This is a genomic window from Sphingobacterium sp. ML3W, from assembly GCF_029542085.1.
Lineage (GTDB): Bacteria > Bacteroidota > Bacteroidia > Sphingobacteriales > Sphingobacteriaceae > Sphingobacterium.
Genome location: NZ_CP107036.1, coordinates 4568859 through 4584023, shown reverse-complemented (window position 1 = coordinate 4584023; position 15165 = coordinate 4568859). Strand labels below are relative to the sequence as shown.

The 15165-nt window shown below is 36.9% G+C and carries 17 protein-coding genes; all 17 read left to right on the top strand.

From position 1 onward, the window contains the following. Nucleotides 1-16: 16 nt before the first annotated feature. The 17 genes from OGI71_RS19385 to pseI all read left to right on the top strand — a co-directional run bounded on the left by OGI71_RS19385 (nucleotide 17) and on the right by pseI (nucleotide 15156). Nucleotides 17-625: a DapH/DapD/GlmU-related protein gene (locus OGI71_RS19385; RefSeq protein WP_282251187.1), complete on the top strand. Its 609-nt coding sequence runs from the start codon at nucleotides 17-19 to the stop codon at nucleotides 623-625. A gap of 240 nt (nucleotides 626-865) precedes the next feature. Continuing rightward, complete coding sequence (locus OGI71_RS19380; RefSeq protein WP_282251185.1) at nucleotides 866-1987, top strand: UDP-GlcNAc--UDP-phosphate GlcNAc-1-phosphate transferase; 1122 nt, start codon at nucleotides 866-868, stop codon at nucleotides 1985-1987. A gap of 50 nt (nucleotides 1988-2037) precedes the next feature. Then, a complete protein-coding gene (locus tag OGI71_RS19375; RefSeq protein WP_282251183.1) occupies nucleotides 2038-2559 on the top strand; it encodes a 3'-5' exonuclease in 522 nt (173 codons plus the stop codon). A 126-nt stretch (nucleotides 2560-2685) separates the two neighbouring features. Then, nucleotides 2686-3153: an adenylyltransferase/cytidyltransferase family protein gene (locus OGI71_RS19370; protein ID WP_282251181.1), complete on the top strand. Its 468-nt coding sequence runs from the start codon at nucleotides 2686-2688 to the stop codon at nucleotides 3151-3153. Between the two features lie 5 nt (nucleotides 3154-3158). Beyond that, on the top strand, nucleotides 3159-3581 hold the full coding sequence (locus tag OGI71_RS19365; RefSeq protein ID WP_120261148.1) for an adenylyltransferase/cytidyltransferase family protein: 423 nt from the start codon (nucleotides 3159-3161) through the stop codon (nucleotides 3579-3581). A gap of 6 nt (nucleotides 3582-3587) precedes the next feature. Continuing rightward, nucleotides 3588-4586 carry a sugar phosphate nucleotidyltransferase gene (locus OGI71_RS19360; protein WP_282251177.1) on the top strand — a complete coding sequence of 333 codons (999 nt, stop codon included), beginning with the start codon at nucleotides 3588-3590 and terminating at the stop codon, nucleotides 4584-4586. 268 nt (nucleotides 4587-4854) lie between these two features. Beyond that, a complete protein-coding gene (locus tag OGI71_RS19355; RefSeq protein WP_282251175.1) occupies nucleotides 4855-5328 on the top strand; it encodes a hypothetical protein in 474 nt (157 codons plus the stop codon). A 233-nt stretch (nucleotides 5329-5561) separates the two neighbouring features. Further along, complete coding sequence (locus OGI71_RS19350; protein WP_282251174.1) at nucleotides 5562-6071, top strand: ArsR family transcriptional regulator; 510 nt, start codon at nucleotides 5562-5564, stop codon at nucleotides 6069-6071. A gap of 77 nt (nucleotides 6072-6148) precedes the next feature. Continuing rightward, a complete protein-coding gene (gene wecB / locus OGI71_RS19345) occupies nucleotides 6149-7267 on the top strand; it encodes a UDP-N-acetylglucosamine 2-epimerase (non-hydrolyzing) (protein WP_282251173.1) in 1119 nt (372 codons plus the stop codon). Between the two features lie 9 nt (nucleotides 7268-7276). Then, nucleotides 7277-8485 carry a UDP-N-acetyl-D-mannosamine dehydrogenase gene (wecC, locus tag OGI71_RS19340; RefSeq protein ID WP_282251172.1) on the top strand — a complete coding sequence of 403 codons (1209 nt, stop codon included), beginning with the start codon at nucleotides 7277-7279 and terminating at the stop codon, nucleotides 8483-8485. 10 nt (nucleotides 8486-8495) lie between these two features. Next, nucleotides 8496-9506, top strand: coding sequence for a UDP-N-acetylglucosamine 4,6-dehydratase (inverting) (gene pseB, locus OGI71_RS19335; protein WP_282251171.1), 1011 nt, complete (start codon nucleotides 8496-8498; stop codon nucleotides 9504-9506). Nucleotides 9507-9508: 2 nt separating this feature from the next. Beyond that, nucleotides 9509-10699: a UDP-4-amino-4,6-dideoxy-N-acetyl-beta-L-altrosamine transaminase gene (pseC, locus tag OGI71_RS19330; protein WP_282251170.1), complete on the top strand. Its 1191-nt coding sequence runs from the start codon at nucleotides 9509-9511 to the stop codon at nucleotides 10697-10699. Further along, on the top strand, nucleotides 10680-11513 hold the full coding sequence (locus OGI71_RS19325) for an aldo/keto reductase (protein ID WP_282251169.1): 834 nt from the start codon (nucleotides 10680-10682) through the stop codon (nucleotides 11511-11513). Before pseC ends, OGI71_RS19325 begins: the two co-directional genes overlap by 20 nt. Nucleotides 11514-11519: 6 nt before the next feature. Continuing rightward, nucleotides 11520-12296 (top strand): SDR family oxidoreductase, encoded by a 777-nt coding sequence (locus tag OGI71_RS19320; protein WP_282251167.1) that lies wholly within the window; start codon nucleotides 11520-11522, stop codon nucleotides 12294-12296. Beyond that, nucleotides 12281-13105: a hypothetical protein gene (locus OGI71_RS19315; protein WP_282251165.1), complete on the top strand. Its 825-nt coding sequence runs from the start codon at nucleotides 12281-12283 to the stop codon at nucleotides 13103-13105. The genes OGI71_RS19320 and OGI71_RS19315 overlap by 16 nt, the downstream gene beginning before the upstream one ends. 6 nt (nucleotides 13106-13111) lie before the next feature. Further along, complete coding sequence (locus tag OGI71_RS19310) at nucleotides 13112-14122, top strand: GNAT family N-acetyltransferase (RefSeq protein ID WP_282251164.1); 1011 nt, start codon at nucleotides 13112-13114, stop codon at nucleotides 14120-14122. Further along, on the top strand, nucleotides 14119-15156 hold the full coding sequence (gene pseI, locus OGI71_RS19305; protein WP_282251162.1) for a pseudaminic acid synthase: 1038 nt from the start codon (nucleotides 14119-14121) through the stop codon (nucleotides 15154-15156). Before OGI71_RS19310 ends, pseI begins: the two co-directional genes overlap by 4 nt. Nucleotides 15157-15165 lie beyond the last annotated feature (9 nt).

Genomic DNA, 15165 nt, shown 5'->3' with positions numbered 1-15165 from the left:
AATAAAATGATTTCATATGGAAATGTATAAACGTTATGGATTATTAGGAGTTATACGTTTATTGATAAGTACCTTACATACTAGGTTATTCTATCCTGGGGCTAGACTGATCCGTTTGCCATTCGATGTAAGAAATCGAAGGTTGATAGATCTTGGTAATAACTTAACAACAGGTTTCGGCTGCCGCCTTGAAGTTCATCCGGTTGAAAAAAACGAGCAAAAATGCTTGATTTTTGGCAATAATGTTCAGCTTAATGATTATGTGCATATAGCGGCAGGTGATAAGGTTGTTATCGGCAATGATGTATTAATTGCTAGCCGTGTTTTTATTTCAGATTTGAATCATGGATCGTATACAGGTGAGGTGCAAGATAGTCCACTAACCAAACCCAATGAACGATTACTATTTACCAAACCCGTCCACATAAAAGATAATGTGTGGATTGGGGAGAATGTATGTATTTTACCTGGAGTTACAATTGGACGAGGCTGTGTTATTGGTTCGATGTCGGTGGTGACCAAGAGTATTCCTGATTACAGTATTGCGGTTGGAATACCTGCAAAAGTGGTTAAACAATATGATTTCGAGACTAATAGGTGGGTTTTGGCCGCAGATATACTTTAGGAAAAGCGCTGGGAAGGAAAAATATTTGCGTTTGGTTTGAAGGTCTTTTCTAGCATATTTCGAAATGTTTTAGAACCCCCAAGCGACTTTTTTTACTTGGATCACCTTTTCGCACAGTGCAAATTCAATGTAAAAAAAATATTTTCTTAATGTAGCGAAAATGTTGTTAGTAACGTTTGTTAAATAAAACTTAATATTATTATATTTGCACAGCTTTATTTGACTCACTAATTACATTTTATGATTTATATCTTTACTCTTATATTCCTTTTCGCCTTAGAGTTTCTTTATTTAAAAATTGCAGATCGATTAAATATAATTGATAAACCCAACGAGCGTTCTTCACATACGAAGGTTACCATTCGTGGGGCGGGAATTATTTTTTATGTCGCTGCAATTATATATTTTATAAATAACGATTTCCAGTACCCCTGGTTCTTTTTGGGGCTTACGCTTCTAACCTATATTTCTTTTTTAGACGATATTCGGGGAGTACATCCAACAGCAAGACTCACTGTTCATCTAGCCTCGGTCTTACTTATGGTATATGAGTTCGGTATATTCAATTACCCATGGTATTATCTTGTTTTGGCCTTTGTATTTACTATTGGAGTCATCAATGCATACAATTTTATGGATGGTATCAACGGCATGACAGCCTTTTGTACATTGATCATGGGCGGTCTTTTACTTTACGTTAATACCACCATAAATTATATCGAGCAAGATTTCTTGATCTATACCTTATTGGGAGTGGTCGTTTTTGGATTTTTTAACTTTAGGAAGAAAGCTGCCTGTTTTGCCGGCGATGTAGGGCCTGCAGTACTCTCGTTTATGCTATTGTTTGCTCTGGGAAAATTAATCCTTAAAACAGGTGATTTTACTTATCTCCTCTTCCTTGGAGTATATGGGATTGAGATCGGATGGTCTGTTGCTCGTCGTGTTTATCAAGGTTATCATATCTTCGAACCCCACCGAACATTTTTGCTACACATGTTAAGCAATGAAGTTGGTCACAGCAGCCTATTGGTTTCCACAGTTTATGGTTTGGTGCAATTGGCCCTAGGTGCATCGGTTATTTATATTGTCCGGTTTGATGCTTCCGTACAATGGTCTTTTGCTATAGCGATATTATCCGCATTGAGCGCGTTCTATCTCATTGTCAAACAATATATTTTTAATAATTATTATATTAAGGGCGAAATGGAACATGCTATCCGCCGTCAGCGTATACAGATGGTGAGAGCCCGCAGAAGCAGAAGAGCACAGGGGATTCCAGAAGTGGCCGTTGTCAAAGAAGCAAAAATTATCGAAATGCCTAAAAAAGAGAAGCAGGAGGGCTTGTTGCAAACGGGGGTTTGATATGATCTAAAAAACCTCTAATTTTACCTCGAATTTTAGGAGGAGTGAACATGCAATCAGGATTAAGTTTTACAGCAATAGATTTCGAAACGGCTACAGCCAACCAAAATTCCGCTTGTGCCATTGGCCTGGTGGTGGTGGAGCAGGGAGTCATCGTTGAAGAGTTCTATTCGCTGATCCAGCCTCCTCAAAACCAATATATGTGGCAGACGACACGTGTCCACGGTATCAAACCAAGAGATACAGCACAAGCGCCTACATTTAAGGAGTTGTTTCCCCGGATTTTCCCATTCATCAATAACCGGATAATGGTGGCACATAATGAATTGTTTGACCGCGGCGTTTTGCGTAAGACCATGAATTATTATAATCTGCCTTACGACAGTCTGGGTTTAATGGAAAAATGGGAATGTACCTTCAGGATTTATCAGGAAAAAGGTTTTAAACCCGCCCGATTGAATGCCTGTTGTGAGGTGTTGGGAATTGAACTTAACCATCATGAGGCGCTTTCTGATGCGCGGGCCTGCGCCAATCTATATCTTAGGCATGCCGATGTCCCTTCTTGGGTGTGATATTTCCCTCAATTGCGGCTGAACTAAATGTTATTTTCCGATGTTCTCCCATTATAATTTTATATTTGGTAAATTTATAGAGGGAGTACCTTTAAGTATCTTTATTAATTAAATTTTTGTGTTATTATGGTAAATATACCAGCTAAGAATATGCGTATTGGTATTACATTTAGTGCATTTGATTTGCTGCATGCTGGGCATATCAAAATGCTTGAGGATGCCAAGCGACAATGTGATTTCCTGATTTGCGGCTTGCAGACCGACCCTACTTTGGATCGGCCAGAAAAAAATAAACCTGTTCAGACAGTTGTTGAGCGTTATATCCAACTTAAGGGATGTAAATATGTCGATCAGATTGTACCTTATGCAACCGAACAGGATCTTGAAGACATTCTGAAATCCTTTAAAATTGATGTTCGTATTGTCGGTGATGAGTATCGAGAAAAGAATTTTACTGGAAGAGCGTATTGTGGGGAAACGGGTATTGAATTATATTTTAATAGCCGTGACCACCGTTTCTCAAGTTCAGGGCTACGTAAGATTGTTGCGGAAGCTAATTCAGACGAAAAAGAAATTTTTAATTCTAACAAGTAGTAGCTATGAAAATCGGAATTACTTTTGGTGTATTTGATTTATTGCATGCCGGACATATTATGATGTTGGAGGAGGCCAAACGACATTGTGATTATCTGATTGTTGGGCTTAATACAGATCCTTCGGAGGTATTTCCGGAGAAAGCAAAGCCCACCCAAACAATTGTCGAGCGTTATATCCAATTGGAGGGCTGCCGCTATGTGGATGAGATAATCCCTTACGAGACCGAACAGGACTTGATTGATATGATCAAAGCTTTGCCGATTCATATACGTATTATCGGCGAGGAGTATCGTGATACAGATTTTACAGGAAGATCTTACTGTGTGGAAGAAAATATTGAAATTTATTATAATAAGCGTACACATCGTTTTTCAAGCGCGGGTTTACGAAAAGTCGTAGCCGATAAGGAAGCGGGAAATAATTAATTGATCATGAGTACTATTATCCATGTTGTATTAACAGGAGGAGTTGGTAGCCGGCTATGGCCCCTATCACGGAAGAGCTATCCCAAACAATATCTCTCTTTATTCAAAGAGGGATCTTTGTTTGAAATGACTATCAAGCGCAATCAGTCCTTGTGTGGTCAGGTCATTGTCGTAGGCAATCGTGATAATCATGGGCTGAGCCGGGAAGTGATGGAAAACAATAAAGTGGACTATATCGATATTGTTGAAGCAACACCACGCAATACTGCCGCTGCAATAGCCTTTGCCGCATTTGCAGCTCAACCTGATGATATTCTTATTGTCACACCATCGGATCATGTTATCGTTGGGGATGAGGCCTATGCGAAAGCTATTCAAGCTGGTATAGAAAAAGCAAACAAAGGTTATATTGTGACCTTTGGTATACAGCCGACACGACCTGAAACGGGATACGGTTATATCGAGTATAAAGATGATAAGGTATTGTCTTTCCGGGAGAAGCCGAATCAGGATACCGCAGAGGATTTTATAGAGCGGGGTAACTTCCTATGGAACTCAGGCATGTTTTGTTTTAGAGCAGATACTTTCCTAAGTGAGTTACAGAATTTCGAACCCAAAGTATATGCAACGGCTTTTAATGCCTGGCAGCATCGTCAGAATGGGGAGCTTGACTTAACTTTGTCCAAAGAAATTCCATCCATTTCCATTGATTATGCTGTAATGGAACGATCCAAGAAAATTCGCGTAGTTGCTACAAGTTTTCAATGGTCAGATCTGGGGTCCTTTGAATCAATGTATGATTATCTCAAACAAACAGGACACCCTGTTGATGAGAATGGTAATATGGTGATCGGTACGGATGTTTATACTGCCTTTGTTGGTTTAAGAGATAGTATACTTGTTCATACCAAAGATGCCATTCTTGTGCTACAGAAAGAAAAGTCGCAGGATGTCAAAAAAATATACAATACATTAGAGCGTCATCAGTCCAAACTGATTGACTAATTGCAAAAGAAATAATGGAGCCTGATTATAGAATGATCAGGCTCTTTTGTTGGGAGATTTCAGCACTATTTAATATTGTTCCCCAAAGCAGGTTGTTAACAGAAAATTAATGTGCATATGTGCTGTTTGTTAGCGCATTCGCAATTGTCCCTGATTTGTCCCTGCTCGATTTAATGTTGAATTAATAGTAATATCAGATATTTGGTTAGTGTTTTATGGCACCCATGCGTGCGGCACTTTAGTCATTTAATTTTAACCAACATTTGATATGATGACCATAGCCATACTTATTTTTTTATTTTTAGGGGGATTTTTTTTCTGGCAGAAGAAAAAGCAAGAACAGCGATTTAACAACAGCGTCGGCATGACTGTCAGCTACATGTTTCAGGAACGGCCGGGACAATATAGTGGAGATAGAAATGCCAGAAGTGGTGTATTTGTGTTCCAGGCAGAGCGAAGTAACGAGCGGTTGAAGAATATTGTTATTCGAAAAGTAAAGCCCCTCAATGCTGCCCTGGATGTTAACCTGGAGCAAATTTTAGTTATTCCCTTTGAACGGAAAGACAATACAAAGTCTGATGTTTCCGTTCGCTTTAAGGTCAATAGGCGCAGTACCAAGATTGGAGACTTAACTGGGGGACGTGTTAGTATTTCCGGTGTGCTGAATTTTGAAGAAAGTCGACCTGAATCCTTTACTGCAATTTTACCCATTTCGGATCTGTATCAGAAAGCTGAAATATAACTTAACAAACTAACTCTTGTTTTCCATTTTTTATGGGCGCTCCGTTACAAGAAACCAATTTTATATGTTTTTTGGTTTGATGTTCCACGTGAATTCCAGTATCTAAGCGCTGTTATTCAGGTGAATAAAAAGAATGTACAGTGATAATTGATTTAACATTATTATTTAACAATTTATTCATTTGCACAATTTATTTGTATTGAGTACTTTTGTTACTCATTAATACTAAACCGATGTTGGATTCATTGATTACTTCTAAGACCCGGCTCAAATTATTGATTAAGTTTTTTGTTTCTGCTGGTAATCAGGGGCACCTAAGGGGATTGGCAGACGAGTTTCAGGAATCGACCAATGCGATACGAAAGGAACTTAACCAGCTGTCAGAAGCGGGGTATTTGGAAAAGAGTACAGCAAAGAATAAAATATTATACCGAGCCAATACGAATCATTCTTTATTTAAGCCTCTTCAGAAATTAATTCATACCTATTTGGGTATCGATGAAATTGTGGAGCAGATCCTACAAAAGGCAGGAGATATTCAGGAAGTTAGCTTAATCGGAGACTATGCCGAAGGGCTAGACTCAGGGAGAATAGATGTGTTAATTTTGGGTGAGAATATAAAACAGGCATATTTATTGCAGTTAGCGGACAAGGTTGAAAAAAAATTAGGGAAAAACATTAAGATCCATTTCAAAAATTTGGATGTACAACGTAAAATAATACTTTTTGAAGGTGCTGTATAACTAAACGGCTAAGCGAGCTTTAACTTAAATTATTGCAAATTTTCAACTAATATGATTTGCGATTTGACTAATAATATATGAAGAAGAATTTAATTGTATTCGGAACTAGGCCAGAAGCGATCAAAATGGCGCCTTTGGTTAAGGAATTCCAAAAAGATGAATCTTTTGAAACAAAGGTCTGTGTTACGGCACAGCATCGTGAAATGTTGGATCAGGTATTGGAATTTTTCGATATCATACCCGATTACGATTTGAACTTAATGAAGCCTAATCAAAATCTATATTCATTAACAGCTGATATTATAACTGAAATGAAGGCTGTATTGGAGGATTTTAAACCCGATTATGTGTATGTTCACGGTGATACCACCACCACAATGGCCTCAAGTATCGCTGCTTTTTATGCTGGTGCTCAAGTCTGTCATGTTGAAGCAGGACTTCGTACGCACAATAAGCGTTCTCCGTTTCCAGAAGAGATCAATCGACAGGTAGCTGGACGTATTTGTGATTTTCATTTTGCTCCTACTGAAGCTTCACGACAAAATCTATTGCGTGAAAATATTCAGGATAAGGATATACTTGTTACCGGAAATACCGTTATTGATGCTTTATTTGAGAGCTCAGACCGCGTAAAAGACCTGGATAATGAAGAAATTAACCGTCTGAAGGAACTGGTCGATCCTGCGAAGAAATTGATCTTGGTGACTGGTCACAGACGTGAAAACCACGGACAAGGCTTTATTAATATCTGTCAGGCGTTAAAGGAAATTGCGTTGTCTAATACTGATGTGCAAATTATCTATCCTGTGCACCTTAATCCAAATGTGAAGAAACCTGTTTATGAAATCCTATCGGATGTGAATAATATTCATCTAATTGATCCGTTAGCGTATCCTGCGTTTGTATGGCTAATGAATAAATCGTATTTAATTATCACAGACTCGGGTGGTGTACAAGAAGAGGCGCCTAGTCTTGGTAAACCGGTATTGGTGATGCGTGATACTACCGAAAGGCCTGAAGCTGTAGATGCAGGTACGGTGATTCTTGTAGGTACAGATACACAAAAAATTGTGTCTGAAGCACAAGAACTGCTAAAAAACGAAGATAGATATCAACAAATGAGCGGGCTACATAATCCGTATGGTGATGGTAAAGCCTGTGAAAGAATTGTTAACTTTATTAAAAACTTAATATAAATCATATCAATGCAAGCAAAAGTAGTAACCGTTGGCTTAGGATATATAGGATTACCTACATCTGCATTAATCGCAAATAGCGGAATCGCTGTTCATGGTGTGGATATCTCACAGCATGTTGTAGACACAATCAATGCTGGTAAAATCCACATTGTTGAACCGGATTTAGATAAGGCTGTGGCAAAAGCTGTGGCAGAAGGTTTCTTGAAAGCGGACACAAAGCCTGTTGAAGCTGATACATACTTAGTTGTTGTTCCTACGCCATTTAAAGGAGATCATCAGCCTGATATATCTTATGTACAGGCAGCTACAGAAGGAATTATTCCATTATTGAAAGAAGGTGATTTGTACGTGATTGAGTCTACTTCGCCTGTTGGAACTACAGAGAAGATGATGGCTTTGATTTTTTCAAAACGTCCTGAACTGGAGGGGAAAATTTCATTGGCATATTGTCCTGAGCGCGTTCTTCCAGGAAATGTCATGTACGAACTGGTTCATAATGACCGTGTAATCGGAGGAGTAAACGAAGCTTCTACTCAAAAAGCCTTGGCATTTTATGGGCAATTTGTGAAAGGTGAATTGCACCCGACCAATGCGCGTACTGCCGAGATGTGTAAGTTGACTGAAAATGCATCTAGAGATTCACAGATTGCTTTTGCAAATGAACTTTCTTTAATTTGTGATAAAGCGGATATAAATGTTTGGGATTTGATTCGTTTAGCGAATAAGCATCCCCGTGTGAATATTCTCCAGCCTGGTTGTGGTGTAGGAGGCCACTGTATAGCAGTTGATCCATACTTTTTGACAGCCGATTTCCCTATGGAATCTCGTATGATCGCACAGGCCAGAGAAACTAATAACTATAAATCTTTTTGGTGTGCAGAGAAGGTCAAGACTGCTCGTTTAGAATTTGAAATTAAGAATGGCCGCGAACCTTCAATTGCTATTATGGGCTTGGCTTTTAAACCAAATATTGATGATTTAAGAGAGTCTCCAGCAATTCATATTACAGAAAGGGTACTTCAAGATTCTGGGGATGCTGATATGTATATTGTTGAACCGAATGTGAAGGAGCACAAAGTTTTTAAATTGACAAATTATAATGAGGCCGTAGTCAAGGCCGATATTGTCGTTTTGCTAGTCGCACATAATGAGTTTAATAATATCTCTTTCAGAGATGATCAAATAGTTTTGGATTTTTGTGGTGTAAAAAAATAGAACAAATATAATGTTAGAGAACAAATCAATTTTAATTACTGGCGGTACAGGCTCTTTAGGAAAGGCTTTAACTGCACATATTTTGAAAAATTATTCGGATATTAAAAGGCTAGTTATCTTTTCGCGTGATGAGCAAAAGCAATTTCAAATGGCTCAAGACTATCCAGCTGATAAATATCCTCAAATTCGATTTTTCATAGGGGATGTTCGCGATAGAGAACGTCTTATTAGAGCAATGAAAGGTGTTGACTATGTTATACATGCGGCTGCAATGAAGCATGTGCCTATTGCGGAATATAATCCAGATGAATGCGTTAAGACTAATATTCACGGCGCACAAAATGTAATTGATGCATGTTTTGCTACTGATGTTGAACGGGTGGTGGCTTTATCAACAGACAAAGCCTGCGCACCTATTAATTTATATGGTGCTACTAAATTAGCATCAGATAAACTATTTGTTGCAGCAAACAATATTAGAGGGAATAATCCGATACGTTTTTCAGTTGTTAGGTATGGAAACGTTATGGGATCCAATGGATCTGTAATACCATTTTTTATAAAGAAGAAAAAGGAAGGAATTTTACCGATTACAGATTCTAATATGACAAGATTCAATATTAGTTTGCAAGGTGGAGTTGACATGGTAATGCATGCGTTATTTAACGCATGGGGAGGAGAAATCTTTATTCCTAAAATTCCATCTTACAAAATTACTGACGTAGCTACAGCAGTGGGTCCTGAATGTGAGCATAGAGTAGTTGGTATCAGACCTGGAGAGAAGGTTCACGAAGAGATGATTACTCCTTCAGATTCTTTTTATACTTACGATTTAGGTAAATATTATACTATTCTGCCTTCGACACCCAAATGGAATTTGGAAGAGTTCCTAGCAAAGTTTAATGGTGCCAAAGTTCAGGAAGGATTTGCATATAATTCCGGGGATAACACTGAGTGGGAAACTGTAGAAGGTCTCAGAACTCTAATAAAAGAACACGTTGATTCAACTTTCGAAATATAATTATGGAAAAGAACAAAGTGATTCCTTACGGTAAGCAAAATATAACGGAAGAAGATATTGAAATTGTTATCAAAACTTTAAAGTCAGATTATTTAACGCAAGGTCCGAAAATTAAAGAATTCGAAGATAATTTCGCGGAATATGTTGAGGCAAAATATGCGGTTGCAGTAGCTAACGGTACAGCTGCCTTGCACCTTTGTGCATTGGCTTTGGACATAAAACCTGGGGATAAGGTCATTACTACTCCTATTACGTTTGCCGCTTCTGCCAATTGTGTAAAATATTGTGGGGGTGAGGTAGTTTTTGGAGACATTGACCCTGATACCTACCTTTTGGATATAGATTCTGTACGGAGTCTGCTGCAATCTGAGCCGTTAGGGACGTATAAAGGTATTATACCAGTAGATTTTGCTGGAAGAGCAGTTAATTTAGAAGAATTTAAGAAGCTAGCAGAAGAGTATAATCTTTGGATTATTGAAGATGCCTGCCATGCTCCTGGAGGATATTTTGTTGATACTAAAGGGGAAAGACAGTTATGTGGTAATGGTAATTTCGCAGAGCTAGCAATTTTCTCATTTCATCCTGTGAAGCATATTGCTTCTGGTGAAGGTGGTATGATAACAACTAACGATGAGGAGCTATATAAAAGGCTTCTCCAGTTAAGAACCCATGGTATTGTTAAGCAAGATGATCTTTTCGAAAACTCGATTGATTTTGCGGGAGGAAATGAGAGTTATCCTCTATGGTACATGGAAATGCAAACTTTGGGATATAATTATCGAATTACTGACTTTCAAGCTGCTTTAGGGGATAGTCAACTAAAAAGAGCGGACCAAGGCCTTGAAATTAGACGTGCCATTGCAAACAGATATGAGCATGCTTTCGATGGTAAATCATATATTAAGGGACATTCGGGTTTTGTTGAAGGCCACGCGTATCATTTATATGTTTTAGAGGTAGATGATAGATTAGGTCTTTATAATTATCTAAGGACTAAGAATATATATGCTCAAATCCATTACATTCCTTGTCATCTTATGCCTTATTATCGTCAATTTGGATGGAAGGAAGGGGATAGACCTCACTCGGAATTATATTATAAACACTGTATAAGCTTACCAATGTATCCGACATTATCATTGGATGAACAGCAATTTGTGATAGAATCGATAAATGACTACTTTGCTCAATAAAATAGGTTTAGGTACGGTACAATTCGGTGCACATTATGGAATATCAAATTCCACAGGAAAAACTCCGCTCCAAGAGGTGGGAGAAATAGTGAGATATTCAGAAAGTATTGGAATAAAGTATTTAGATACTGCATTTGCATATGGAGATGCTGAGGATGTTTTAGGGAAGTTCGACTTAGATTCTTTTCGAATAATCTCTAAATATATTCCAAGTGAAATTACTTTGCCTAAACAATTTGAAATTTCTTTAGATAGACTTGGAATTGAGGCTTTCTACGGATATATGGCTCATAGGCCGTATGATTTAATAGAAAATCGCCAAAACTGGGAATTTTTAATGAAATTAAAAACGAAAGGAAAGGTAAAAAAAATTGGAGCATCGTTCAATTCTGTTGAAGAGTTGGAAGAAATTTTTCAAAAAGGTCTCGAGTTAGATATTGTGCAGGTCCCGCTAAATTATTTTGACCACCGATTTGATGCTTATATTAAAGCTCTACATGAAAAAGGTGTCGAAATTCACACAAGATCAACTTTTTTGCAAGGTTTGTTCTTCTGTGCTCCTGATAGTTTGGATATGTTTTTTGATGAGGTCAAACCGTATCTAGAAACGTTGCAGCAGCTTGATAATTTGTCTGTTAGGCTGTTGCGATATGTTTTAGAGAAAGATTATGTCGATGTAGTAAATATTGGGGTTAATGACTTGAACCAATTTAAGGAGAACATTCTCACTTTAGGGAAAATGCATAATAAGTTGCCTTTGCTAAACCATAAGTTTGAAGATAAAATATTAATGCCATCGGAATGGCCAAAGTAATTGCTAATGAAAGATATTTTTGACATAACCAATAAAATAATACTTTTTTCAGGAGGATATGGTTATCTAGGTAGTCCTTGCGTGAAATATCTTGCGAGTTGTGGAGCTAGACTTTATATACTTGCTAGAGATGAGCGAAAATTTACCGAACAGTTTGGTGATTTAAGTAATATTATTTTTGTAAAGTGTGATATAGGTATAACGGAAGAGATCAATTCTGCAATTGACGAAGTTTTTAAAATAGAAGGTAGGATTGATGTTTTCATCAATAATGCATTTTATCTAAAAGGACAGTCGCCGGAGAATATGTCGGATGAAGATTTTATGTATGGTGTAGATGGCACATTAAATTCTGTTTTCCGAGTTATCCGAAAAATAATTCCAATTTTTAAAAATCAAAAATATGGTAAAATCATTAACGTTTCTTCTATGTATGGGGTAGTGGCTCCGGACTTTACCATTTATGAAGATTCTCCTGGCTCCTTAAATCCGCCGCACTATGGTGCAGCAAAAGCCGGTCTTATCCAACTTTCGAAATATTATGCGTCCTATCTAGGTAAAGATAATATACAAGTCAATTGCGTTACTCCTGGACCATTTCCATCTGATTCAGTAAAAAGGAAAGATCCAGCTTTTGAAAGAAGGTTGGCAGACAATACTATGTTAAAGAGAGTTGGTATTCCTGAGGATCTAATAGGTGTTTTTATGCTACTTGTGTCAAATGCATCGGATTTTATAACAGGTCAAAACATAATAGTAGATGGAGGATGGACAAGCAAGTAGTTAATATTGGCTATATTATTCAGGCTAGGATGAAATCTGAAAGATTGCCTGGTAAAGTGTTATTGCCGCTTCCCTTCCCTTCAGGACGTTCAGTATTGGAGATGATAGTTGTGGCTTTGTCAAATTTAGAAGGAAAAATAATCATAGCAACATCAATTAATTCGGAGAATGATGTTATTGAGGAATTTTGTTTCTCTAAAAAAATAGAATGTTTTAGAGGCGATGAATCTAACGTATTAAGTCGTTTTTTGAATATTCAAAAGAAATTTAAGTTTGATCATATTGTTAGACTTACAGCTGATAACCCTTTTATTGATTTTAATATAATTGCTAAAGCGATTAATTTTCATTGTGCTGAAGGAAATGACTACACACATACTGTTGGTTTACCTTTAGGTATGAATATTGAGGTAATGAAAGGGAATTCATTAATTGACTCAGAACAATATATTCTAAATGATTCTGATACAGAACATGTTACTTTAATACTTAAAAGGGAAGCAAAATATAGTAAAGGAAATTACTTAATTGAAGGGAAATTAGAGGAATGTAGATTGACGGTAGACACTCCTCAAGATTTTATGGTAGCAAATATCCTCGCAGAAATACAAAATAATCTAGGCTTTCAGGGGCTCGAGCTTGTTTATTATGTCAAAAAAAATTATCCGTGGATTCTTGAAGGAAACTCAAATATGTTCCAAAAGAACTCAGAACAAAACCTTGACAATGAAGTTAAAAGCGCAATAAGACTTTTGGAAAAGTTGGAGTATAACAAAACGTCGGATATTTTACGAAATGCATTAAATTAATTGAATATGTTTACTCAAAACTATAAATGTTTGGAGGGTAATTCCTGGACATCGGCCGAATTTCAGTTAGTCCCCATTAGATATGAGGATCGTTTCGAAATCATGAGATGGAGAAATGAACAAATCTATCATTTGAGACAGAACAAAGTGTTAACAGAGAAAGATCAGGAGCAATATTTTGATACAGTTGTTCGCCAATTATTCGAGCAAGATTTTCCCAACCAAATTTTGTTTTCTTATTTAGAAAACGGTATTTGTATTGGCTACGGGGGATTAGTGCATATTAATTGGATTGATAAAAACGCGGAAATATCATTTATCATAAAAACAGAACTGGAGGAAACCAGCTTTGAATTTCATTGGGAAAAATATTTGAGTATTTTATCTCAAATTGCATTTAGAGGTCTTTCTTTACACAAAATTTATACTTATGCATTTGATTTAAGACCACGATTATATGTAGCGTTGAAAAGAGCCGGTTTTGATCACGAGGCCACCCTTAAAGATCATTGTTTTTTTGAAGGCAAATACATTGATGTTTTATATCATGCCAAATTAAATACTCTTTCATTACGTGCTGCGACCTTATTAGACTGTAATCTTACCTATGTTTGGGCGAGCGATCCGTGCACTAGAAAATATTCCTTTAATCAAAATCAAATAGAAAAAAAAGAACATATTGAATGGTTTAATAACAAGATTCAGGATCCTAATTGCTTCTATTTTATTTTGGAGGATAGTATGAGAAACCCTTTGGGATCAGTTCGAATAGATGTAAAGGAAAATAATCAAGGTATAATTAGCTATCTGATTGACAGTAAGTACTATGGTAGAGGTTTGGGGACAGCTATTTTGAGATTAGCCGAAGAAAAGGCTAAGGATATTAAAATTCCTATTGACAGACTTATTGGTTATGTTTTAAAAGAAAATATCGCTTCCATTAAGATATTCAATAAATTAGATTATAGCGTCATTAATGAATCAGAAAATTTAAAATTTTATAAAGAATTGCAATGAAGATAGGAAGTAAAGCAATAAACGATAAAAGCCCGGTTTTTATAATAGCCGAACTCTCTGCTAATCATAATGGTAGTTTAGAGGTTGCTTTAGAGACAGTTAGGGCCGCGAAAAGAGCTGGAGCAGATTGTATTAAATTACAAACATATACTGCCGACACGATTACAATAGATTCTAAAAAAGATGATTTCCTAATTAAAGGAACGATTTGGGAAGGTAAAAATCTATATAATCTGTACCAAGAAGCTTATACACCTTGGGAATGGCATAAGGATATAAAAAAGGTTGCTGATGAAGAAGGCTTAGAATTTTTTTCGTCACCTTTTGACCCGACAAGCGTGGAGTTTCTTGAAACGTTAAATGTTCCCGCATATAAGATCGCATCTTTCGAGATAACCGATATTCCCTTAATTGAGTTAGTTGCCTCAAAAGGTAAACCTGTTATTATATCTACTGGTATTGCAGAAGAAGAAGATATTAAGCTCGCCTTGGATGCATGCTATAGAATGGGGAACGAGAATATAGCGTTGTTAAAATGTACTTCATCATATCCAGCCCCAATAGAAGAAGCCAATATGGCAATGGTAAAAGATTTTGCCGAAAAATTTGGTGTAATTTCAGGATTGTCTGATCACACAATGGGAAGCACAGTTCCTGTCGTTGCAACATGTTTTGGAGCTAAAATAATAGAAAAACACTTTATTTTAGACCGTTCAATTGGCGGACCTGATGCGTCATTTTCTATGGATGAAGGCGAATTCTCCGAAATGGTCAAGGCAGTTCGGGAAGCAGAAAAAGCAATTGGTGTCGTAGATTATAAACTGACTGACAAACAAAAAAAGGGTAAAGACTTTTCACGTTCTTTATACGTAGTGAAAGATATAGAAAATGGAGAGAAATTAACTAGTGATAATATTCGCTCTGTTCGTCCGGGATTTGGTATGCACCCACGTTATTATAATGAAGTAATTGGAAAGATTGCAATACGTAGGATTGAAAAAGGGGAGCGTGTTTGTTGGGAAGATTTAGTTTAATTGCCTATA

Coding starts and splice junctions, on each gene's coding strand:
- OGI71_RS19385 (WP_282251187.1), top strand. CDS start 17: ATGGAAATGTATAAACGTTATGGATTATTAGGAGTTATACGTTTATTG.
- OGI71_RS19380 (WP_282251185.1), top strand. CDS start 866: ATGATTTATATCTTTACTCTTATATTCCTTTTCGCCTTAGAGTTTCTT.
- OGI71_RS19375 (WP_282251183.1), top strand. CDS start 2,038: ATGCAATCAGGATTAAGTTTTACAGCAATAGATTTCGAAACGGCTACA.
- OGI71_RS19370 (WP_282251181.1), top strand. CDS start 2,686: ATGGTAAATATACCAGCTAAGAATATGCGTATTGGTATTACATTTAGT.
- OGI71_RS19365 (WP_120261148.1), top strand. CDS start 3,159: ATGAAAATCGGAATTACTTTTGGTGTATTTGATTTATTGCATGCCGGA.
- OGI71_RS19360 (WP_282251177.1), top strand. CDS start 3,588: ATGAGTACTATTATCCATGTTGTATTAACAGGAGGAGTTGGTAGCCGG.
- OGI71_RS19355 (WP_282251175.1), top strand. CDS start 4,855: ATGATGACCATAGCCATACTTATTTTTTTATTTTTAGGGGGATTTTTT.
- OGI71_RS19350 (WP_282251174.1), top strand. CDS start 5,562: ATGTTGGATTCATTGATTACTTCTAAGACCCGGCTCAAATTATTGATT.
- wecB (WP_282251173.1), top strand. CDS start 6,149: ATGAAGAAGAATTTAATTGTATTCGGAACTAGGCCAGAAGCGATCAAA.
- wecC (WP_282251172.1), top strand. CDS start 7,277: ATGCAAGCAAAAGTAGTAACCGTTGGCTTAGGATATATAGGATTACCT.
- pseB (WP_282251171.1), top strand. CDS start 8,496: ATGTTAGAGAACAAATCAATTTTAATTACTGGCGGTACAGGCTCTTTA.
- pseC (WP_282251170.1), top strand. CDS start 9,509: ATGGAAAAGAACAAAGTGATTCCTTACGGTAAGCAAAATATAACGGAA.
- OGI71_RS19325 (WP_282251169.1), top strand. CDS start 10,680: ATGACTACTTTGCTCAATAAAATAGGTTTAGGTACGGTACAATTCGGT.
- OGI71_RS19320 (WP_282251167.1), top strand. CDS start 11,520: ATGAAAGATATTTTTGACATAACCAATAAAATAATACTTTTTTCAGGA.
- OGI71_RS19315 (WP_282251165.1), top strand. CDS start 12,281: ATGGACAAGCAAGTAGTTAATATTGGCTATATTATTCAGGCTAGGATG.
- OGI71_RS19310 (WP_282251164.1), top strand. CDS start 13,112: ATGTTTACTCAAAACTATAAATGTTTGGAGGGTAATTCCTGGACATCG.
- pseI (WP_282251162.1), top strand. CDS start 14,119: ATGAAGATAGGAAGTAAAGCAATAAACGATAAAAGCCCGGTTTTTATA.